This window comes from Gimesia chilikensis (assembly GCF_007744075.1).
GTDB classification, from domain to species: domain Bacteria; phylum Planctomycetota; class Planctomycetia; order Planctomycetales; family Planctomycetaceae; genus Gimesia; species Gimesia chilikensis_A.
This window is the reverse complement of sequence record NZ_CP036266.1, coordinates 6,414,943-6,436,531: the sequence shown is the minus strand read 5'-3', so window position 1 is coordinate 6,436,531 and position 21,589 is coordinate 6,414,943. Positions and strand designations below refer to the sequence as shown.

Here is a 21,589-nt window from a genome sequence, read left to right as displayed (position 1 = left end):
CAGCCTCGGATATGAAACCAGTCCGCTGTTGACTTTAGTGTCTGCGTCAACTTGGATAAACTAATCGAAATGTAGTGAAGCGAATTTCTCTGAAAAGACGCTGTGTACGTAAGTCTATATGTCCCTGGGGTTCCCGAGTAATGTATTTCCAGTTTCCTTGTGAAAAGTGTTCCAAAAAACTCAAAGTCCGCGATGAGAACGTTGGTAAGAAAGTCCGTTGTCCTTACTGTCATCACACGATGACAGTCAAAAAGCCGGAAACCCCCATCATCGATACGTCGGTTGATGTCAGCAGTTCTTCAGCGAGCAAATCGACAGCCAGTAATCGGGAAACCAAAAAACACGTATCCAGCGGTTGGGCCGATGGGACTGAAGTCAGTCTTTCCAAAAGTGGTCTGATTGCCGTTGGTATCTCCATCGCCTATCTCGCACTGATGTTTCCCATTCGGAATTACTACTTTGGGGAACTCTTCCTGGACCGCGGCATGGTGCCTTATGCTCTGGTCTTTCTGATGAGCTGGTCCGGCACCATCCTCGTTCTGAAATACTTCAAGCTGGTTAAACAGAAGGAATCGATGCTGTTTGACACACTGCCGACGGACATTTCGGAGGATATCTCTGAGAAAACCGTTCCTAAGTTTATCGATCACGTGAGAAATCTCCCCGTCGATCCCCGTGAAAGCTTTCTGGTGAACCGGGTTTTGCGAGGTCTCGAGCATTTCCGGGTTCTGAAAAGCAGTTCTGAAGTTTCCAACCGACTGCAGTCACAATCGGAAATCGATGCAACCGCCGTTGATTCCAGTTATACAATTCTTAAAGTCTTCATCTGGGCTATTCCGATTCTCGGGTTCATCGGAACCGTGATCGGGATTAGTGCCGCGGTGGGGGGCTTCTCAGGCGGTATGGATAAAGCCCAGGACATTTCCGCTCTGAAAGAGTCACTGGGAAGTGTGACCGGTGGTTTGTCGACTGCGTTCGATACGACGCTGGTCGCACTCGTGATGAGTATGCTGGTGATGTTCCCCAGCAGTTCCATGCAGAAATCGGAAGAAGACCTGCTGAACTGGGTAGATGAATACTGTAATGAAAACCTGCTGAAGCGACTCAAGGAAAGCGAGCACGGTGGCGGCGGAGGAGACGAGAAAGATCATCGTCGCCTCATACAGCGAACCATCGATAAAGCGATGGCCAACCACCATGCCGAGTTACAGACGTGGATCGAAAAGCTGGAGGGCATCGGCGAAACCCTGTCTCAAGCGGTGATGAAATCCTGGGGCAAGATCGACGAAAAAATCCGTGCACAGCAGGAAGAGCAGCTTTCGCAGGTGCAGGAAGTCGTCAAGCAACTGGAAACGGTTGAAGGGAAGCTGACCGAGCTGCAGGCAGCACACACCTCACATCTGGAGCAGATGAATGGTGAAGCAACTGAAATGGCCGAAGCCGCCGGTGTGCTGACCCAGTCTTTCAATGGTGTTCAGCAGGGACTGAATGGACTGAATACCGTGTTGACCAACCTGGGAGAGAAACAGGTTCTGATTCAGCAGGTAGAAGCCCCCCGCAAGCGCTGGGGACTGTTTGGGAATTCAAGGAAAGTAAGATAACGTGGCGAGACGAAAGAAAAGTGATGAAGAAACGGTCTCTCTCTTCCCGTTTCTGAGTATTCTTGCCTGCGTGATTGGTGTGCTGACGCTGATGATTACCGCCATGGCGCTCAGCCAGATGGATCAGCAGGATGACTCCTGGAAACGCGTAGAAGAATACGAAGAGAACATTAAGGAGATCAAAGAGAAAGAGCAGGAGCTGGAGGAGGTCGAGACTGAGGTCGCAGATTTATCGAAACTGAACCGTCAGTTGATGCTGGCACTGGAAGAGTTGAAGAAGCTCAAACAGGAAAAACAGAAACTGCCTTCTGACATCAAGCCGGAAGAGAAAGTAAAGCTGCTGGCCGAAGCCAATCGTCTGGAAAAGCGGATCGAAGAAATTAAGGATGATCCCCAGAAACTCCAGGAAGAAATTGATAAGCTCAAGAAGGAACTGGATAAACGGGAAAATCCGGTCGCTGCCGAAGTCCGGATTCAGCCGGGCGGAAGTGGCGTTGATCTGAACCCGACCTTTATCGAATGTACGAAAAACGGAATTGTTGTCCTGGACGGTCCCTCCAAGGATCTACATGTCCGTCGTGACGACCTCCGCAAAAGCCTGCCGTTCGTGGAGATGCTCGATAAAATCGGTGCCCAACCGAAAGGGACCGTGATCTTCCTGATTCGTCAGGATGCGGTCTACACTTACAATATTGCTTCCAGCGTGGCTCGTTCACGCTATTGTCCCAATGGGAAACTGCCAGTCGAAGGGAACGGTAAAATCGATCTGAGTAAGTTCAAAAACAGTTCAGGTTGACCGCTGTTACTTCGAAACTGGTTTTCGGGCGATGATCTGGATGACCTGTCTTGATATGAAAAAAGCTCTGCCAGTCTGATCTGGCAGAGCTTTTCTTATTTAGTTGACTGACAAACTCAGTTCTGTTTTCTCAGGTCGTAGCACATCAGCACATCCTGATCCCGCAGATAGAGTTTGCCGCCACAGACGACCGGGTGTGCCCAGGCTTTGCCCAGCACCTGATCCGCCTTGAAGCTCCCTTTGAGAATATATTCTTTGGGATTGGCTTCAATTAGGGCGACTTCACCACTCTGGTAGCGATAGATCAAATTGCCATCAGCGAAGACCACTGCAGCGGATCCGGAACCTTCACCCCGGATTTTGCCACCCCAGGCAACTTTGCCGGTTTTCAGGTCGAGGCAGAGAGGGAAGCCATTGTTGTGACCGTGGCCACAATAAATATGGTCCTTGTAGAGGACCATACCACCATGGTGATTCTGCATAGTCTTGGGATCCAGAAAGTAAACTTCTTCCGCTTTGATACCATCTCCCTCTTTGGAGAGCTTGAGCAGAGCACTGCCTGTACCATAACCGGTGGAGCAGAATACATAATCGCCGGAAACGATGGGGGTCGGAATGTTAGCGACACCATTGGCTACCGGATTATAGTTCCAGAGCAGTTTGCCGTCGCTGGCACGTACGCCAATCACACCGCGACCGGTGAGCTGCACATACTGTTTGACGCCACCGGCGTTGGAGATCACGATGGAAGAGTAGCCGGCTCCATCTTTTCCTTTTTGGCCCAGATCAGAAACAGAAGTTCGCCAGATTTCCCGTCCCGTGGTTTTGTCCAGGGCGACCATCATGGCGTCTTTTCCGCCCGGTGTGCAGAGGACCCAGTCTCCGTCGACCAGGGGGGATTCAGAGAACCCCCATTTAGACATCATCTTGCCATCCCATTCGTCCTCGAAGTTTTTCGTCCAGATGATTTCGCCGTCAGCGACGCTCAGGCAGGAAATGGCTCCATTGGAGGTGATGGCATACAGCCGGTCGCCATCGATGGCAGGAGTACAACGGGCTCCCGGATAACCGTGTTCTGGATTCAACTCAAGCAGATTGGTTTTCCAGAGGATTTTACCATCATCAATATTAACGGCGATGACGGCCTGACCTTCGGGCAGATTTCCTGTAGTAAACAGGCGGTTGTCTTTGATGGAAACGCCGGCATACCCTTTTCCCAGACCTGTCGCTGTCCAGATGAGTTTGGGGGGCGTGGCATTCCAGTCCTGCAGCAGACCGGTGTCCGAAGAATGGTTCTGGCGGTTCGGACCGCGCCATTGCTCCCAGGAGTCAGAGAGTTTGGTCGGTTCCAGAGCATGGGCAGACAGGGTCAGTCCGCCAACGAGTAAAGCTCCCAGGAACAGACGAATGGGCATCGAGAAGCTCATAGTCAATTAGTCCTTTTGTGTGATCTTAGAGACAAAGGGGGGAAATTAGTCTGGGCCACTCCCGGCTTTCCGGGTGTGGGTGGTTCGGGCAAGCGGGACGCAGGTATTCAGGTAAGACACGTAAGCTTCTGCTGATTATATGTGCCGGTTCCTTTGGCTGCAATCAATGGTTTCCAAATCCGACTGAGCGAGAAGAATTCTCACGAGGGGGCAGGGTGAACAATAAAGAGTTCCAATCTCAGTCGGAGATTCCCAAAGCGGTATTAATTCTGTGCTGGAGCTCTGCGGGAGTCAGGTCAGAGACACGAAAGACCTTCAACCCGGCAGTGTCTCCTTTGATGAGCTCAATCTGAGATCGTTTCAGTTGGAGTCCATTCTGTAGCACTTTAAGCAGAGCTTTATTCGCTTTTCCTTTTTCCGGGGCCTGGGTGACGCTGACTTTAAGTCGACCGTCGTGTACGCCTTCGATTTGATTCCGGCTGGCTTTCGGTTGCGCCCGTACCGGCAGCAGTACTGCAGAGCCGTCAGATTCCAGGTTCAGGGATGCTGTCACGATGAACACTCATTCTTTAATCAGAGGACTCCAGCCCTTCATACAGGGCGCTGCCAACTCGTACCAGGGTTGCACCTTCTTCGATGCCCGTTTCAAAATCGCCGCTCATACCCATCGAAAGTTCCTGGAGCGAAACATGCTCCGGTGAACATTGCTGCAACTCGTCGCGGAGTTCGCGTAACTCACGAAAGACCGGACGAGCCAGTACCCGATCTTCGACATGCGGAGCCATCGTCATCAGCCCTGCAATCTTTACATGCGAGACCTGACAGAGAGAATCCCACTCTGCCGTCAGAGATTCCCGGGAAAACCCTTTTTTGCTGGTTTCTCCTGCGAGATTGACTTCGATCAGAACTTCCGGCTTTAACTCCGACTCACCAGCAATACGATCAATGGCCTGCAGCAACTTCAGTGAATCAACCGAATGAATCAGGTTACAGTGCGCAATTGTGCGTCTGACCTTATTCCGCTGTAACGGGCCAATGAAGTGCCAGCGTAGTTCAGGAGAGAGCAGGGTAGCCCGCTCTTCCAGTTGGGGAGTCCGGCTTTCACCCAGATCCAGGCATCCCAGTTCCACCAGTGCCTGAACCCACTCTAATCGGGCGTATTTGGTGACAGCTACCAGTCTGACAGACTGCGGATCACGCTGTACGCGTTGGCAGGCCGCATCGATGCGGTTTCGAATGCGGGTGTAATTATCGTGAATGATCACATTCAGGTCGTCCATTACCGGCCTGTCCTCATGCTGTTCTCAGTAGGCGAGAGCGGTGTCTGAAAGCTCTCGGGCTCAGACGATTATCATACCGGTAGAGAATGCGAATTCAACTGTGCCAGATCTGCCGGGAATTCATTCAGGCAATGACTTTGCCCAGGAAGCGGACGCCGTATTCCCAAAAGTGCTCTTCTTCGACTTCCTTCTGGCGAACGATTTCAGCTCGGAACCAGGTGACCTGATCAGTGCCCACGGGAACACCAACGCGAACCTGAGTCTCATAGATGCGCATCGGGTAGATAAACGAGAGTCCCGACTGGGAGATCGAACGGGACCAGACTTTGGTCATTGCCTGGTCGAATTCCTGGGTGCCATCTGGAATCGACAACCAGACCAGGCCACGGAAAGCCTTGCGTTCGTGTGCCCGCTTTTCTGAATAATGAGCGCTGGTTCGCGCATCAAGGCGATCCAGGGTGTCCAGAACGCGATTGATGGCGCGATTCTGTTTTTCACTATATTGTTCCAGGCTTATCAGACTCATCACTTAGACTCACTTGAGAAAATCTTACGACTGAGGGGACATTCATTAAGTTCTGAATTTCAGTCAGCTTGATGAAAAATGTTTGTATACGCCTTCACTCTCTTGAAACTATAGGTCCAATGCGAATACAGTCAAATCCCTCCTGATACAAATCGATAACTTTTGATGTGTTGTGTGAGGTGACGATTAGTAAGTCTTTATGATTCAACGGTTTGCAGTTTGGACAGAAAGTCTTTTAATGAAGAGACTTCTTCGCTCAGGCATTCCATGAACTGCTCAGCAGCGCCGGAATTACGGGAGTTGATAATCCCCTGTACCACGTTTTTGACGCTCTGGGTGGGAGAATAGAGGTCGATCGCTTTATCTGAGGACGAAATCTGTGGCACGCCCATTGCCATTTCGTGTAAAGACTGTTTGAGTTCTTCCTGATCAAGTGGTTTGAACATGATTTTGGAAATCCCCAGTTCGTCAGCCAGTTTAAGACGCATGACATCTTTATCCTGCGAATTTTTTTCCATACGCAGTGCGGTCATCAGGATGAATTGTGGGGGATCGAGGGGGCCTTCATCGGTGAACCGTTCCAGATGCTGAGCCTCCATATAAAGATCGACACCGTCCATGCCGCGCATCATTAGATCTGTAATCACGATATTAATATCGTTATCCGTTTTCAGCATTTTTAATGCTTCGAAGCCCGATGTGGCTGAACAGACTGAGTATCCGAACTGTTCAATCAAACGGGTATGGAAGTGACACGTGTATCCAACGTCGTCAACGACTAAAACTTTCATGGCGGTACACCCTTCTAGGTGGGTTTGGTCTCAACTGAAATTCTATTACAGGGACTGATTGACCTCAGTTTTTAAGGTCTCTAATTCGGTCAGCAGGGCATTGATCTCTTGTTCTAGTGTTTGAAACTTGCTCTGGCTCGCCTGGAGGTCTGCCGATTTGCCGTCATTTTCCAGCGACTGCAGCAGTGGATAAGGACCGGTCTGAGTGTAGTTTCCGACGGTTCCCTTGTAGGCGTGGGCGACTTCCGCGAGCAGACCTGCATCATTACTGTCAATCGCCCGACGGATGTCCTGCATCTGTTCCGGAGCCAGGGCCACAAACAGATCAATCAGTTCGGTCAGGAATTCAACATCGTTGATTGCCATATCCAGAACCTGTTCTGGTTGGATCAAACGCCAGGTGCCTGTAGATTCAGCTGAACTTGAATTCGTCATTTTGGAGAGATCCTTACCGGGATAGAGGACCTAATTGCCCCTGCAGAAGATTTCTGAAGAGGTAAAAAGCCCGAGAACCGGTTGAAATGAAAAATAAACTGGTCTAATTTCAAACCTAGTTCTTGATTTTCAGGATCAGCGTGGATTATTCGAAATGCGTAGAAACACCGAGCGTTTCTGTGATGATTTTGTCGGCTATGCAGGTTGCTGACTGATAAATCGGATAGATATATCAAAAAATATCAGTTCACAAACGGATAGAGAAGAGCCGTGTTTTACACTGTGAGGTAAATCACTGCAGGTGGATTCTCTCTAACAGAATCTTCTCTCGATTAAATCTGAAAATCATCGGTCGCTGTAGCAGAGTGCTCCAGTTCGGCGAGGACTTCGCGCACAAGTGCTTCCTGGATCTCTTTGAAGACTTCCACGCGGCCCAGACAGGTGGGCAATACAAATCGCAGTTTGCCACCGACCGTTTTTTTATCGAGTTTCATTCGATCAATGATGTCATCGGCACTCAGGGAAACTCCCTCAGGGAGTTGCACGGGCAATCCCAGAGCAGAGAGCAGGTGAATCTGACGTTCCGTATCATGCTTCGAAATCAGATCCAGTTTTTCCGCAAGGGTGCTGGCGTAGATCATGCCGATTGCCACTGCCTCGCCATGCATGAGCTCACCATACCCGCATAATGCTTCGAAGGCGTGGGCAAACGTGTGCCCGTAGTTCAAAATGGCTCTCAAACCTGTACGTTCATGCTCATCCTGCTCTACGACCTCGGCCTTGAGCTCGCAGCTGCGGGCAATAATATTTCTCAGTACTTCCGGATCGCGCTCATTCAGACCGGCGACATTCTCTTCCAGGTAGTGAAAGAAATTGGCATCCAGGATGACACCATACTTGACCACCTCAGCCAGACCGCTGCGATAATCACGTTCCGGCAGCGTTTCGAGCGTAGACGTATCGATAAAGACTCCCACAGGCTGGTAGAAGGCACCAATCAGGTTTTTGGCCTGCGAATGATTGACGCCCACTTTGCCACCTACGGAACTGTCGACATGAGCCAGCAAAGACGTCGGCACCTGCACGAACGGCAGACCTCGGACGTAAGTCGCTGCGACAAACCCACCGGCATCTCCAGTGACGCCTCCCCCGACAGCAATCAGCACGGTCTGGCGATCAGCTTTCATTGCCACCAGACGGTCGTAGAGTTCAGAAATCACGGGCAGTGACTTTGATTTTTCACCCGGTTCGATGATCGCGGTTTCCCATTTCCAACCTTGGGCAGTCAGACTTTTTTCGATATGGGGAGTATGGAGTTTCGAGAGGTTCCGATCCGTGACTATAAATGCCGTCTTATGCCCTTCCTGAATCGCATTATGATAGGCCGGACTCTGGCTCATCCAGGTTTCCAGTGTCTCTGCAAACCGGTCAAACTGATGGCTGACCACCGAAATATGATAACTGCGGGGGCCCAGGGCGACGTTAACATCTAAGCTTTCTGACACGGTAATTCCTTCATCCAGAATCGAATCAAGACGACAGCCCCCAAATTGTCCATTGATTTGATCACGACCGGGCTGGTCTGGCGGGTGATTCTATCCTAACTCTGACAGAGTTTGAAGTCACGCGGCTGAAGACGGAAATCGAGTGCTGAGCGTGTTTTTCAGGGGCCGCACGTGACAATCTGCTCCGGCCTGCTAAAATAACTGCGAATATGATCAAACCAGTCGACAGTCCGATTCAGTCGATGCAGGATCTGGTCCCGATACTGGCACGCAGTGATGGATTTTCTGCTGTCATGCAGGCTCTCAAGGCCGGCCAGAGCGGGACAATTGACGGAGCCTGGGGGGGATCGTGCGCGCTGACCACCGCAGCGGTCGCCACTTCATTAAAATCACCGTTGCTGGTCGTGTTGCCCCGACTCGCGGAAATAGATGAATTCACCGGAGATCTGGCCAGTTTTCTGGGAGAGGTGCCGGATATCTTTCCTGCCTGGGAGACACTCCCCGACGAACATGATGTGGCTGATGCCGTTTTTGGGGCCCGCTTGAGGGTTCTCAGTCAGTTGTTGCAACTGGAGACTGCTACTGAAGATCGGCAGCAGGTGTTTGTCACCTCCTTTCCCGCCCTGTTACAGCCGGTTCCCGGTCGTAAAGCACGTGAAGCTGCCACGCGGACCCTCCGTGTGGGAGACGAAATCGAGACCGAGTCATTCATGAGCTGGCTCATGGAACGGGGCTTCGAACGCACCACGGCGATCGAACTGCCCGGCGAATTCAGTATGCATGGCGGGATCCTGGATATTTATTCTCCTGACGCCACCTTACCGATCCGAATTGAACTGTTTGGCGACGAAATCGACTCGATCCGACAGTTTGATGTCGAGACACAGCGGACCGTTGAGACCTGTCAGCAGATCGATCTCACCCTGATTGCGCCTGACAGCGGGCAGACAGTCTCACGACGTACGGAAGCACGGGACTCGGCAGAAATAGTGTCCGAGAGCCTGCTGGATAATCTTCCACAAGATACCTGTATCGTGCTGATCGAACTCCCCGAGTTGATCGAAGAGGGAAAACGGTACCTGGATCGACTGGACAATCCCCGTGGTCTGTTCAGCGTCCCGGCGACCATGTCCCGTTGTACCGACTTTCCGACTGTCACGATCGCCCCGATTTCTGCAGAATCGATGGAGATCTCCTGTCATTTGCAGATTGAATCGATTGAACGCTTCACACGTGCCAAATCGGAAATGATCGAAGAACTGGCTTCGATTACCGGTCCACAGGACCGCATTGTGGTTTGCTGTCATAACCAGGGAGAACAGGACCGACTACGGGAATTGCTCAATGAGTCGGATCTGGATATCTCGGAAAGAGTCACAACCAGCATCGGCAATCTGGCACTGGGATTTCGAATCGTTCCCGAACACCTCGTCGTACTGAGCGACCATGAGTTGTTTGGTCGCGCCGACATTCGCCATAAACCCCGCAAACGCAAGGTGGAAAGCCGGGCCATCGACAGCTTTCTGGATCTGAATGTAGGCGATTTTGTCGTGCATTTGACGCACGGTATTGCCCGCTTCAAAGGACTGGAACTGCTGGAGAAAGATGGTTGCCGCGAAGAGCATCTCTCACTGGAATTTCGTGAAAAAGTCCAGATGTATGTGCCTGTTTCACTGGTCCATCTGGTACAGAAATATATCGGCGGTGGAAAACATGTTCCCCAACTCTCCAAACTGGGAACGCGCGGCTGGGCCAGCAAAAAAGAAAAAGCAGCCCAGGCTGTGCGAGATATGGCCAGCGACATGCTCCGGCTGCAGGCAATGCGGTCGGCGCAGCCGGGCATTGCTTATCCACCGGACAGTCACTGGCAGAAAGAGTTTGAAGCGTCTTTCCCCTACAACGAAACCAGCGATCAGCTGCATGCGATCAGCGATGTGCGACACGACATGGAACGTCCTCAACCCATGGACCGCCTGATTTGCGGGGACGTCGGTTATGGGAAAACTGAAGTTGCTATTCGTGCCGCTTTTAAAGCCATTGATGCCGGCCGACAGGTGGCGATGCTGGTTCCTACCACGGTACTTGCCGAACAGCATACGCGTACTTTCAGTGAGCGCATGGCGGATTATCCGATTACCGTCGCTGGGCTCTCGCGGTTCAAGACCAAAGCAGAGCAACGGGCGATTCTGGAAGGGATGGCCAGTGGCAGTGTCGACCTGGTGATCGGCACGCATCGCTTGATTCAGAAAGATATCAAGTTCAAAGATTTAGGGTTGCTGATCATCGATGAAGAGCAGCGGTTCGGTGTGGAAGCAAAAGAGATGCTCAAGCATCTGCGATTGCAGATTGACGTTTTGACTTTGAGCGCAACACCTGTTCCGCGGACCCTGCATATGTCGTTGTTGGGGATTCGGGATATCTCTAATCTGACCACAGCACCACGGGATCGGGTTCCCATTGAAACCCGTATTTCCCGCTTCGATGAAGAGCTTCTTCGGCATGCGATCGTACGGGAATTGAACCGTAACGGTCAGGTTTATTTCGTACATAACCGGGTTCATGATTTGCAGAAATACGCGGATCGGCTTCAGCAGATTGTTCCGGAAGCGAGTATCGGAATCGGCCATGGTCAGATGAAAGAATCAGAGCTGGAAGCAGCCATGCTCAATTTCGTGTCCGGGCGGGTCGACATTTTTGTCTGCACCACAATTGTGGAAAGTGGATTGGACATTCCCAATGCCAATACCATCTTCATCCATGATGCAGGAAACTATGGCCTGTCTGACCTGCATCAGTTGCGGGGACGCGTAGGTCGCTCTCACCACCGCGCTTACTGTTACCTGCTGCTGCGTGATGGTCAGATTCTGACGCCCATCGCAGCCAAGCGGTTAAAGGCGATTGAAGAATACAGCGAGTTGGGAGCAGGGTTTAAAATAGCCATGCGCGACCTTGAGATTCGAGGGGCAGGCAACATCCTGGGAACGGAGCAGAGCGGACATATTGCCGCCGTCGGTTACGAACTTTATTGCCAGCTTCTGGAAAAAGCCTGCAAAAAACTCAAAAATGAGCCTCTCCGTGAGCATCATCACGTCGCCATCGATTTACCAGTGACCGCATATCTGCCCTCCGATTACATCCCTCCCGGTCGAATTAAGATTGAGTTTTACCGCAAACTTTCCGCGGTCCGAAGTTTAGAAGAACTGGCTGCTCTGGAAGAGGAAATGCAGGACCGATTTGGAGCTATCCCCGATCCAGCACACACTTTAGTTGCGTTGAAAGAAATACAGATTTTGTGTCAGCGCTGGCAGATCGACAGCATTCATCTGGAAGATCACTTCGCCGTTCTGGGGTATCGCGATAAAAATCATATTCTCGCTCTGGCGAAAAGTAATAAGAAACGCATCCCCGTGAGAATCGTGGATCATAAGTCTGCCTACATCCCGCTGCCGGCACAGGCAGATGCCGTTGAGTCTATCATGCTAGAGCTCAAATCGGTATTGCAACAAAGTTTCGATCCGGCATATAATCTCGCCTCGTCGTCCTGAATGGTTTCAGGATTGGGCAATCGAGAAGCTCAATTCCAGTCACAGAGGGATGATTAAGATGGTGTCGAAGTCCAATCTCCCTTCCTTACATTTCCCATGTAAACCGGGCTGCTGACAACATCTGAAACTACGTTGTCTCTCAAATTCCCAATTAATTAGTTCGTTCATCAACTGCAGGATGCTCTTGATGCGCCACGCGCAAATCTATTTTCTGATACTGGCATTGCCTGGCTTATTCGGGTGTGAAACTACTCCCAAAGTAGATAACCCCGTGCTGGGACCACCACCGCCGCGCCTGGAATCCGCTCTCAAGCAGCAGAAACTCGAAGAGACAGCAGTTGCCCGGCACAAACAGGAACGAAATGAACTGATCGAAGGTGATTTTTCAGAATCCGATAACCCCTTCGAAACACCGATCGTTACCGCGTCGACTACTTCTGAAGAAATCTCCGTCAGCCCGGCTGGGGAAGATGTAGAAGAACTTCGCGACAGTACGGTTGTGGCCATCGTCAACGGATTGCCCCTGTTCGTATCTGATATTCTGGGCGTCTACGAATTCCAGTTGCTGCAGGCTGAGCAGCGGATGGAGCCGGAAGATTACAAAAAACTACGACAGGCACTCGTCAAGCGTGACTTGAAAGGCCATGTCGAACGGTTGCTCCTGCTGCACGAAATGAAAAGCACGCTCAAGAAAGAGCAACTCGATCAGCTGAATCAGCACCTGGAAACAGCGTTTGATGATCAGCGGGTTCCTGAACTGCAGAAGCAGATGGGAGTGAATTCTCCACAGGAGCTGGAAGAAAAACTCAATTCTCAAGGCCGCAGCCTGATTTTTGAAAAAGACCTGTTCATGAAGCAGCAGGCTGCTGTGCAGTTCATGGCCGTGAAAGCCAAAGCGAAAGATCAATTCAGCCGGGAAGAAGTTCTGGCCCGGTATCGATCCCGTATCAAAGACTACGAAGTTCCCGCCAAAGTGCAGTGGCAACGAATCCGGATTACTTACTCCAAACACGGCGGCAAGGATAAAGCCATCGCTGTGCTGGATGAAGTCATTCACAAACTGCAGTCCGGTGCCGACTTTGGAGAGATCGCAAAACAATACTCTGATGGAACCCGTTCCGATAAGAACGGATCCTGGGGCTGGACCCGACGTGGCAGTCTGGCAGAGGCAGAAATTGAAGAAGCGCTGTTTTCACTCCCCGTGGGTGAAGTCAGCCAGGTATTCGAAACAGAGAGCTCTTTTCAAATCGTAAAGGTCAATGGTCGTAAAGAAGCAGGGCATGTTCCCTTTGCTGATGTCCAGGGAAAACTGGAACAGACCATGATTACAGAATCCCGAATGAAAGCGACCAAAGACATTCTGGATAAACTGTATGCCAAAGCCATTATCGAATCGAAGTTTGAAATTGAACGCGAAGACGATGTAAAACCTGCAAATGCAACATCGGATTCAAAATGAAATATGAACTTCTGATGAAGACAAAAGTCATGAAATACAGACTCAAAAACTTTTTTGAAAACCGTACAAACTTTTTTGCAAATATTGTCATAAACATATTGACCTGATCTGCGGAAATCGATTATTAACCGCACACACTTCTCTCTACTCTCAAAAAATCAAATCACGATTCATCTCAACTACAGTCGTTTGTTTTCAGATTGCCTCCGGGCACACCTTTCATAACAAAACGTATTTCTGTTAATAAAATCCCAGAATTGATGTACGAAATTCGTATGGTACGAAATTCGTATTTCGGACTAAAATCCTACCCACATTAGATAGCGAGTTGGAAGTCATGATGACTCCTCAAAACAATCATAATCAAAGTTGGTGTTCTGGCTTGAAGGAGGGACCTACATTGGGCAAGGCATTTGGAGTACTGGCCTGTACGACGTTGATTGCAGCGTCGATGTGGCTGGCCAATCTTGGCAACACGACCAGGAAGGTCGCTGCTGATGTCGAGAGTAACGGTCAGTCGGTTTCTGAGCGTCAACAACGCTCAGCTCGTTACTATCTGAGTCTGGGGACTCAATACTATGAGCGGGGACAATTCTCCGAGGCGGTAGAAGCTCTTGAAAAAGCTTCTGTCTCTCCCGGACGTTTGTCTCAGGCAGAGTTTCGCAAAATGAACGAGTACCTGGGAAGGGCCCGTTCACGAGCTGCCGCTCCTCAACGCAAACAGGTAGTCCGGGCACAGTCTCCTGCTCCTGATTCCGAATTTTCCACAGGCTATTCGAATGCCGATGGGAAATCCCTGGAAGAAAAGAAGCAGCTGGCCCGCCAGTTACTACAGTCCGCTCGTGAAGACCTCAAGTTAAACGAGTTTGCCAAGGCCCGACGTAAAGCCGGCCAGGCAGCGGCTCTGAAACTGGAGTACGGTCCGTTCGATCCACGCCCTGAACAGGTTCTGGCTGATATTGCTCGCGCAGAACAGCGACTGCAGAAAGGCTCACCAATCCAGCAGGCCGGCGGTTTTACCGAAACCGGTTCTGGTGTGATGCAGGTGGCTGCAGTAGAAGAAGCTGCTGAAAGCAATCCCTTCGGTAACCCGGGGGCCAACCCGTTCGATGGAACACAGACTCGCAAACTGTCCGAAAAAGAACAGGCTGTTGTGCTGCTGAAACAGGCACGCTCAGCTTTGAACTCCGGAAACTATGATGATGCCCGCACACTTGCCCTGCAGGCTCAAGATTATGATGTTGCTTATAAACTGTTTGAAGAACGCCCCCAACATATCCTGGCTGAAATCGAACGTAAGACGGGTGCGAAAATCTTCGCAGGTCAGTCTAAACCTTCGATGCAGGTCGCTCAGTCTGACTCTGGTTCCTCCAGCAAAGATCAGGCAACGCGACTGCTCAAACAGGCTCGGGCCGAACTTAACTCAGGTAATCTGAATTCCGCTCGCGAACTGGCCCAGCAGGCCAGCCAGCTGGATGTTGCCTATCGTCTGTTTGATGAACGTCCCGAACTCATCCTGGATGAGATCAAGCGTGCACAGTCTGCAGGACAGCTGGCTTCTACCGAAGACAACCGTGCTCAGATGGCTGCTGCCAACGCAGGACAGGGTGACTCGAAAGCTCAGGCTAATGAACTGCTGAGACAGGCTCGTCTGGATATCAAGAAACGGGACTTCGCTGGTGCACGCCAGAAAGTAGCTCAGGTTGAGCAGATGAAAGTTTCTTATGACCTGTTTGATGACCGTCCGGAACTGGTACTGGCAGCCATCGATCGGATTTCCGATGAGGCAGCGACCATCTCTGGTATGAAAGGTCTGCAACAGAATCAGGACGCTGTTCGTCCCCGGGTGAACCGTCTGATGGAACAGGCTAAACTGGCTCTGCAGCAGGGAGACAAAGATGAAGCCCTGATGCTGGCGTCATCTGCTCAGAAACTCGCTCAGACCCTGGACCTGAAGTTCACACCTGGTACCGAATCTCCTGAAGACTTTATCCGCCGCGTCGGAACTGCTTCCGATACCCGTCTCAATCCTGGTAACACCAGTGCTGACGGAAAAGCGAATGGTGAATACGCTCGTCGTCTGCTCTCTTCCGCACGCGAAGACCTGTCCAAAGGTCGGGTGCAGGATGCTCGTCAGAAGGCGGAAGCGGCACAGGAAATTGATACAGCTTACAGCCTGTTCGAAGATCGTCCCGAGCAGGTCCTGGCAGACATCCGTAAAATGGCTGGACAGCCTGGCGGACTCTCACAGGAAGAAATGTACGCTGCAGAACAGGAACGTAAAAAACAGTTCTCTCAGAAACTGGTGGCTCAGGCTCGCACAGATCTGAAAGCCGGTCGATTTGACTCTGCCCGCATGAACGCTCAGGAAGCTCTGAGAGTGGGGGCCGAGTTCAAACCGGGTGAGGATAGTCCTCAGACCATTCTGCGTGATCTGGAAACCAGCATGAGCACTCAAACAGCTCAGGTTTCCCCCAAGAAGAATGTCGCCAGCGAGATCGCTGTGATTCATCCTGGTGCCTCTGCTCTGGAACTGTATAACCTTGGTATGCAGCGACTGTCTGAAGGCGACCGTGGTGCCGCTTATCAGGCATTCCTGGCTGCTTACCAGTCTGGTGAAAAACTTGACACTCATCGTGCACAGCAGTTGCAGGATGCAGTCCGAGAACTGGCTCCTTCACGAACTGACAAGATTCGTCAGGTTGCCAGCCAGACCTCAACCGATGTACCGGGAGCCGCCTCTGATCAGCCCAGCAACATTGATCTGGTTGAACAGAAACAGGCGATCGAATTCAGCCGACTTCGTTCAGAAGTTCTGAATGCCATCTTCAAAGCTGAAAGAATGCGGGAATCTGCTCCGACCGAAGCTCTGGGAATTATCGACCAGACTATGGCTAAAGTCGAAAGCTCCAGCCTGAATCAGAAATCGACTCAGGCACTGATCGGCTCGCTGCAGCGTACTCGTACTTCAATCGATTCTTTCCGCAAACAGGTTGCTCCGCTGGAAGAACTGAAGAAGAAGAACGAAGAAGTTGAAGAGTATATCAACCGACGTATCAAAAATAAGATTCGCGTCGAACAGGAACTGGCCGACCTGGTAGAAAAGTTCAACGAACTGATCGATCAGCGACGCTATGCGGAAGCAGAAGTGGTTGCTAAACAGGCCAAAGATCTGGATCCGCAGAACCCTGTCACCGTCACCATGGAATGGAAATCTCGCTTCCTGCGTCGCGAAGAATCCAACAACTCCATGCGTGATCGTAAAGAACAGAATGTCTGGAATCAGCTGAACGATGTAGAAGAAGCACTGGCTGATGCCTACACTCCCGATATCAAGTTTGGAAAGGATGCCAAAGAGTGGGCTGAATTAACCAAACGTCGTGAAAAATATCACGCTAAGAATCACAACCAGAAAACGGAACGCGAAATTCAGATCGAGGAGAGCCTGGATCGTCCAGTGAACCTCGCATTCGAAGGCGAACCGCTGTCGAACGTGATGAATAAGATTCAGGCACTGACCGGGATTAACATCTTCCTGGACAGCCTGGGACTGGAAGAGGAAGGGGTAACCACCGACGCACCCGTCACGATCAATGTGAACGGCATCAAACTGCGGAGTGCCCTGAACCTGCTCCTGGAACCACTGAACCTGTCTTACACAATTGATAACGAAGTATTGAAGATCACCAGCCGTATTCGTCAGCAGGGTACATTGAAAACAATGACCTACCCTGTGGCTGACCTGGTGGTTCCGATTCCTAACTTCGCTGCAAACGGCAGCATGGCCAGCAACCCTTACAGTCAAATGGGTGCAGTCAGCTTTGGATCCGGTATCGGCGGTAATCAGTCGACTCCCGGTAACTTCCAGGTTGCTGATCCGCTGATTGGTGGTGTTCCCGGTGCCAATCCCTGGTCCGGTAATGCTCCGACTTCGAAGGTTGCCGGTGGTGGATCAAACATTGACTTCGATTCACTGACCGAACTGATTGTCTCCACTGTCGAGCCCGATTCCTGGGAAGAAATCGGTGGAGCAGGCAGCGTGCGTCCGTTTGAAACAACTCTGAGTCTGGTGATTCGTCAGACACAGAAAGTACACGATGAAATCGCCAACCTGCTGGAACAGCTGCGACGTCTGCAGGACCTGCAGGTCACCATTGAAGTCCGCTTTGTAACCGTCTCCGACCGCTTCTTCGAGCGAATTGGTGTCGACTTCGACTTCAACGTAGCTGATACCGTCGGCGGTCCAACCGTTGACAACAACGGGAACCCGGTTCCTGCCTTCGGTCAGGTTAACCTGTTGAACAGCACTAACCAGAACGGTGGCGGTGGCGGAGGTAATAACAATAACAACCAGGGCGGTGGCCAGCAGGGACAGAACACGTCTTCTGGTCAGACCGGTGGTCAGGGTGTTGCACCTTTCAGTAACCCACCTTCACGAACCCTGCTCAACTTCGACAACTGGCCCAAGAAAGGTACGATTGTCGGTATGGACTCTCCGGAATCCTTCACACCAGACCTGGATGTGCAGTTCCGTCAGGGATCATTCGAAATCGGTGTACCTGAATTCGGCAGCTTCAATGCGAACGCTGGTGTAAACGTGGGTCTGGCAATTCTGAGTGACATCGAAGCCTTCTTCTTCATCAACGCCGCTCAGGCAGATGAACGATCGAACCTGATGTTCGCTCCGAAAGTGACATTGTTCAACGGTCAGGTCGCCTTTGTGACCAGTAACGTATCGCGACCCTTCGTGATCAGCCTGGTGCCCACCGTGGGTAACTTCTCAGTCGGATTCACGCCGATCATCGCGAACATTCCTGAAGGGGTCTCACTGACTGTGTCAGCTGTGATCTCAGCAGACCGCCGTTATGTAAGACTCTCAGTCAATCCGAACTTCACCAACGTGACCGACGTCTTTACCTTCTCCTTCCAGGGTGGAACCACTGGTGGCCAGCAGGGTCAGCAGGGGCAACAAGGCCAGCAGGGTGGTCAGCTCGGTCAACAGGGTGGTGGTAACTTCGGAAACGGGGTTGGTGCCGGCCTGGGTGGTATCGGTGGTATCGGCGGCGGTGGTGGTGCTGGCGGCCAGACAGGTCAGCAGGGCCAACAGGGCCAGCAAGGCCAGCAGGGCCAGAATGGTGGCGGTGGTCTGGGAACCACAACCATTCAGCAGCCTGTGGTGGAACAGGTGACTGTCACCACGACTGTGAGTGTGCCCGATGGTGGTACTGTTCTCCTGGGTGGCGTCAAACGACTCCGCGAAGGACGCAGCATGGCTGGTGTCCCGATCCTGAACAAGCTGCCGTATGTCAGCCGTCTGTTCAAGAACACCGGGGTTGGTCGTGAAACCGAAAGCCTGATGATGATGGTCACACCACGAATCATCATTCAGGAAGAAGAAGAGGAAGCTCTCCTCGGATATTAAAAGGAAATAGGAATCGCCTGAGAAATCGGGCGATTCCTGGAAATTGCAGATCGCGGGATCTGCAGAGGGGCTGATCGTCAGCAGCCCCGGGCTCTGGCCGTCGCGAATTCTCCCCCCCTGATTCGCGGCGGCTTTTTTCTATTAATCGCAGTTCAACTCCAGTAGTTGTGTTGGATGCTGCCTTTCGAAACCCTCTTGTGAAATCTGTGGTAAATGGATTAGACTGAACGCTTCACTGAGCCGTGAGAGACCCTGCAATTTCATAGAGACAAGCAAGAGGGATGTTGCGATGAAAATCTTATTCACATTGGTCTGGATAATGGTAGCTACGGTAATGCTGGGCGCTTCGAGTTGCCTGGCAGAGGCACCAGCAACCTATCAGGTGAAGATGGAGACCACCAAAGGGACATTTTACATCGATGTGCAACGCAGGTGGAGCCCTCACGGCGCAGACCGTTTCTATGAACTGGTAAACTCAGGCTTTTACAACCAGTGTGCTTTCTTCAGGGTGATTGAAGGTTTCATGGCCCAGGTGGGTATCAACGGCGATCCCGAAACGCAGGCCAAGTGGCGGGATCAGACCATTCAGGATGATCCGGTGGCCAAATCCAATTTGCGGGGCTATGTGACGTTCGCGAAAACGGGAGCTCCTAATTCCAGAACCACTCAGCTCTTCATCAATTTTCAGGATAACCGGCGGCTGGATCAGATGGGGTTCGCTCCCTTTGGCTATATTTCCCCGGAAGGCATGCGCGTAGTGGATACGCTGTATAACGGCTACGGAGAGGCTGCACCTCGAGGACGTGGTCCCTCGCAGTCACGACTTCAGCTTGAAGGTAATGCCTACCTGAAACGCGAATTTCCTCGACTGGATTACATTATCAAAGCGTCAGTCGTGAAAAACGGGAAACGCTGATTGGGGGTTTATTCCGTCAGATGCGGCTGGATGAACAGCGCTTTTTTCTCACCAGGCAACGTGAAATCAAACCCACAGCTTCGGAAGAATACGTCTGAAGATGTCACTGCCATCACTTCCAGGATGTTCCGCTGTCGTGCGCGATCAACACATGCGGAGACCAGCTTTTTCCCTACTCCAATTCCCTGGCGGTGATCTGCTACTACCAGACTGCGGATTTCTGCCAGTTTACGAGAATAGATTTCCAGGGATGCAAATCCAACTATCTCAGTACCTGCTTCAATCGCCACAAATCCGGTTTCAACCAGTTCGTCCAGTTCTTCTGAGGTCCGTGGCAGAATCTTGCCTTGCTCTACGAAAGGGATAATGAATTCGGAGAGCGGGGTGATATCCTCATGTTTAGCAGGGCGAATCTCTATCTGGTCAATCATCTTCCAAGGTTTTCGTGCTGAAATGGTGGTCTTTTACGGGGAATGACCTGCCAGAAACGTATGAGAACGCGGACGCAGGATCGATTTCTCCTGCAACTCCAGAATCAGTGCCCGGATTGCCGGCAGACATCAGAATCCCATAATCTTTTCTGAAGTCCACTAAACTAGGACAGCTTGGTGGTGCAACCGATAGTCCTATGCGTTATGTTATCGCTCAGAGGCAATTCTGTGAATAGGCCCGCAGTATTATTATTTGCCTGATACAAAGGTAATCAACCTATGAAAAAATCACGATTTTTATTGGGATGCAGTCTGATCTGCCTGACAGCCACTGGCTGTAGTAATTATGTTCGCCAGGGAGAACAGGTTGATCCCCCGGCTGCCTCAGCGCAAGTCAGTCCAGCAGACAATGAGCAAACAGAAATGGAAGTAGCCGTGGCAGACGAAGCAAACCCCGGATATTCAGCAACCGCCTCCGGACTCAAGTATCGTATCGTGCGTGAAGGAAATGACACCAAGCCCGGTCCGCAGGATCAGGTGACCGTTCATTACCGGGGCACTCTGGAAGATGGTACCGAATTTGACAGCTCCTACAAACGGGGCGAGACAATTTCATTCCCTCTCAACGGTGTAATTCCCGGTTGGACCGAAGGTCTTCAACTCATCGGTGAAGGGGGAGAGGTCGAACTGGTCATTCCGCCGGAACTGGGCTATGGTGCCGCTGGTGCTCCACCAGTGATTCCCGGTAATGCCACTCTGCATTTCAAAGTGGAACTCTTTAAAGTGAATTAGTTGATGTTGCGCAACTTCAGCTGATTCTTGATACTATTCAGCCATAATTCAGGAGAATAGCAGTGACCCACTGTTGGCACGATGTGACTCCGGGGCAAAACCTGCCTCGCGATTTCACGGCCGTTATCGAAATTCCTACTTTTTCCAAAGTGAAATATGAGTTAGACAAAGGCACGGGCCTGCTCAGGCTGGACCGGATGCTCTACTCAGCAGTCCATTATCCCGCCAACTATGGGTTCATTCCCCAGACTCTGGCTGAAGACGACGACCCTTTGGACGTTCTGGTACTCTGTCAGGAACCTGTAGACCCCCTGACAATTCTGGATGCCCGGGCTATCGGGGTGATGACCATGATCGACAGCGGCAAACCAGACCATAAAATTCTGGCGGTCGCCGTGAATGATCCGGAATACAATCCATATACTGATGCTTCTGAACTACCACCGCATCGTCTGGCCATGCTCAGACGCTTCTTCCAGGATTACAAAATGCTGGAAGGAAAGACGGTTGAGGTCGAAGAATTTCAGGCGGCCTCGGAAGCGTTTCCGATCATCGAAGATTCGCTGCAGCGGTACAGCAGCCAGCGACGTCGCGGTTTTCTATAAGATTAACTGCGACTAGAAACAATCAAAAACAGGCAGCCGGTTCCCTGTGGAATCAGCT

At 51.3% G+C, this 21,589-nt stretch carries 16 protein-coding genes; 8 read left to right on the top strand and 8 right to left on the bottom strand.

The features are described 5' to 3' along the window. Nucleotides 1-140 precede the first annotated feature (140 nt). On the top strand, nucleotides 141-1,601 hold the full coding sequence (locus tag HG66A1_RS24165; RefSeq protein WP_145190189.1) for a MotA/TolQ/ExbB proton channel family protein: 1,461 nt from the start codon (nucleotides 141-143) through the stop codon (nucleotides 1,599-1,601). 1 nt (nucleotide 1,602) lies between these two features. Beyond that, nucleotides 1,603-2,397 (top strand): hypothetical protein, encoded by a 795-nt coding sequence (locus tag HG66A1_RS24160; RefSeq protein ID WP_145190186.1) that lies wholly within the window; start codon nucleotides 1,603-1,605, stop codon nucleotides 2,395-2,397. A gap of 116 nt (nucleotides 2,398-2,513) precedes the next feature. On the opposite strand, the gene HG66A1_RS24155 is transcribed toward HG66A1_RS24160, so the two are convergent. From HG66A1_RS24155 to aroB, 7 genes are all read right to left on the bottom strand, one after another. Continuing rightward, nucleotides 2,514-3,824, bottom strand: a complete 1,311-nt coding sequence (locus tag HG66A1_RS24155) for a PQQ-binding-like beta-propeller repeat protein (protein ID WP_232106661.1) — start codon at nucleotides 3,822-3,824, stop codon at nucleotides 2,514-2,516. A gap of 238 nt (nucleotides 3,825-4,062) precedes the next feature. Next, nucleotides 4,063-4,377, bottom strand: a complete 315-nt coding sequence (locus tag HG66A1_RS24150; RefSeq protein ID WP_197996773.1) for a DUF167 domain-containing protein — start codon at nucleotides 4,375-4,377, stop codon at nucleotides 4,063-4,065. A 16-nt stretch (nucleotides 4,378-4,393) separates the two neighbouring features. Then, on the bottom strand, nucleotides 4,394-5,104 hold the full coding sequence (locus HG66A1_RS24145; protein ID WP_145190183.1) for a YggS family pyridoxal phosphate-dependent enzyme: 711 nt from the start codon (nucleotides 5,102-5,104) through the stop codon (nucleotides 4,394-4,396). A 124-nt stretch (nucleotides 5,105-5,228) separates the two neighbouring features. Next, nucleotides 5,229-5,630, bottom strand: coding sequence for a PilZ domain-containing protein (locus HG66A1_RS24140; RefSeq protein WP_145190181.1), 402 nt, complete (start codon nucleotides 5,628-5,630; stop codon nucleotides 5,229-5,231). A gap of 197 nt (nucleotides 5,631-5,827) precedes the next feature. Then, nucleotides 5,828-6,421, bottom strand: coding sequence for a response regulator (locus HG66A1_RS24135; protein ID WP_145190178.1), 594 nt, complete (start codon nucleotides 6,419-6,421; stop codon nucleotides 5,828-5,830). A 45-nt stretch (nucleotides 6,422-6,466) separates the two neighbouring features. After that, on the bottom strand, nucleotides 6,467-6,856 hold the full coding sequence (locus tag HG66A1_RS24130; protein WP_145190175.1) for an Hpt domain-containing protein: 390 nt from the start codon (nucleotides 6,854-6,856) through the stop codon (nucleotides 6,467-6,469). A gap of 332 nt (nucleotides 6,857-7,188) precedes the next feature. Beyond that, nucleotides 7,189-8,361, bottom strand: a complete 1,173-nt coding sequence (gene aroB / locus HG66A1_RS24125; RefSeq protein ID WP_145190171.1) for a 3-dehydroquinate synthase — start codon at nucleotides 8,359-8,361, stop codon at nucleotides 7,189-7,191. A gap of 209 nt (nucleotides 8,362-8,570) precedes the next feature. Between aroB and mfd the strand changes: the two genes are divergently transcribed. The 4 genes from mfd (at nucleotide 8,571) to HG66A1_RS24105 (ending at nucleotide 19,703) form a co-directional block, all read left to right on the top strand. Then, nucleotides 8,571-11,906 carry a transcription-repair coupling factor gene (mfd, locus tag HG66A1_RS24120; RefSeq protein WP_145190168.1) on the top strand — a complete coding sequence of 1,112 codons (3,336 nt, stop codon included), beginning with the start codon at nucleotides 8,571-8,573 and terminating at the stop codon, nucleotides 11,904-11,906. A 187-nt stretch (nucleotides 11,907-12,093) separates the two neighbouring features. Then, entirely contained in the window at nucleotides 12,094-13,365 is a 1,272-nt protein-coding gene (locus HG66A1_RS24115) for a peptidylprolyl isomerase (RefSeq protein WP_197996772.1), read from the top strand. Nucleotides 13,366-13,765: 400 nt separating this feature from the next. Further along, a complete protein-coding gene (locus tag HG66A1_RS24110; protein ID WP_145190162.1) occupies nucleotides 13,766-18,787 on the top strand; it encodes a hypothetical protein in 5,022 nt (1,673 codons plus the stop codon). A gap of 289 nt (nucleotides 18,788-19,076) precedes the next feature. Beyond that, nucleotides 19,077-19,703, top strand: a complete 627-nt coding sequence (locus HG66A1_RS24105; RefSeq protein WP_232106660.1) for a peptidylprolyl isomerase — start codon at nucleotides 19,077-19,079, stop codon at nucleotides 19,701-19,703. Between the two features lie 8 nt (nucleotides 19,704-19,711). Here HG66A1_RS24105 and HG66A1_RS24100 read toward each other — a convergent pair whose 3' ends face one another. Continuing rightward, nucleotides 19,712-20,134, bottom strand: a complete 423-nt coding sequence (locus HG66A1_RS24100) for a GNAT family N-acetyltransferase (RefSeq protein WP_145190160.1) — start codon at nucleotides 20,132-20,134, stop codon at nucleotides 19,712-19,714. 279 nt (nucleotides 20,135-20,413) lie between these two features. Here HG66A1_RS24100 and HG66A1_RS24095 point away from each other — a divergent pair, with 279 nt between their 5' ends. Continuing rightward, nucleotides 20,414-20,926 (top strand): FKBP-type peptidyl-prolyl cis-trans isomerase, encoded by a 513-nt coding sequence (locus HG66A1_RS24095; RefSeq protein WP_145190157.1) that lies wholly within the window; start codon nucleotides 20,414-20,416, stop codon nucleotides 20,924-20,926. Between the two features lie 62 nt (nucleotides 20,927-20,988). Continuing rightward, entirely contained in the window at nucleotides 20,989-21,531 is a 543-nt protein-coding gene (locus HG66A1_RS24090) for an inorganic diphosphatase (RefSeq protein ID WP_145043160.1), read from the top strand. Nucleotides 21,532-21,589 lie beyond the last annotated feature (58 nt).

Excerpts from the sequence above, each read along its gene's own strand:
- HG66A1_RS24165 (WP_145190189.1), top strand. The coding sequence starts at position 141 with ATGTATTTCCAGTTTCCTTGTGAAAAGTGTTCCAAAAAACTCAAAGTC.
- HG66A1_RS24155 (WP_232106661.1), bottom strand. The coding sequence starts at position 3,824 with ATGAGCTTCTCGATGCCCATTCGTCTGTTCCTGGGAGCTTTACTCGTT.
- HG66A1_RS24145 (WP_145190183.1), bottom strand. The coding sequence starts at position 5,104 with ATGGACGACCTGAATGTGATCATTCACGATAATTACACCCGCATTCGA.
- HG66A1_RS24140 (WP_145190181.1), bottom strand. The coding sequence starts at position 5,630 with ATGAGTCTGATAAGCCTGGAACAATATAGTGAAAAACAGAATCGCGCC.
- HG66A1_RS24135 (WP_145190178.1), bottom strand. The coding sequence starts at position 6,421 with ATGAAAGTTTTAGTCGTTGACGACGTTGGATACACGTGTCACTTCCAT.
- HG66A1_RS24130 (WP_145190175.1), bottom strand. The coding sequence starts at position 6,856 with ATGACGAATTCAAGTTCAGCTGAATCTACAGGCACCTGGCGTTTGATC.
- mfd (WP_145190168.1), top strand. The coding sequence starts at position 8,571 with ATGATCAAACCAGTCGACAGTCCGATTCAGTCGATGCAGGATCTGGTC.
- HG66A1_RS24115 (WP_197996772.1), top strand. The coding sequence starts at position 12,094 with ATGCGCCACGCGCAAATCTATTTTCTGATACTGGCATTGCCTGGCTTA.
- HG66A1_RS24105 (WP_232106660.1), top strand. The coding sequence starts at position 19,077 with ATGAAAATCTTATTCACATTGGTCTGGATAATGGTAGCTACGGTAATG.
- HG66A1_RS24100 (WP_145190160.1), bottom strand. The coding sequence starts at position 20,134 with ATGATTGACCAGATAGAGATTCGCCCTGCTAAACATGAGGATATCACC.
- HG66A1_RS24095 (WP_145190157.1), top strand. The coding sequence starts at position 20,414 with ATGAAAAAATCACGATTTTTATTGGGATGCAGTCTGATCTGCCTGACA.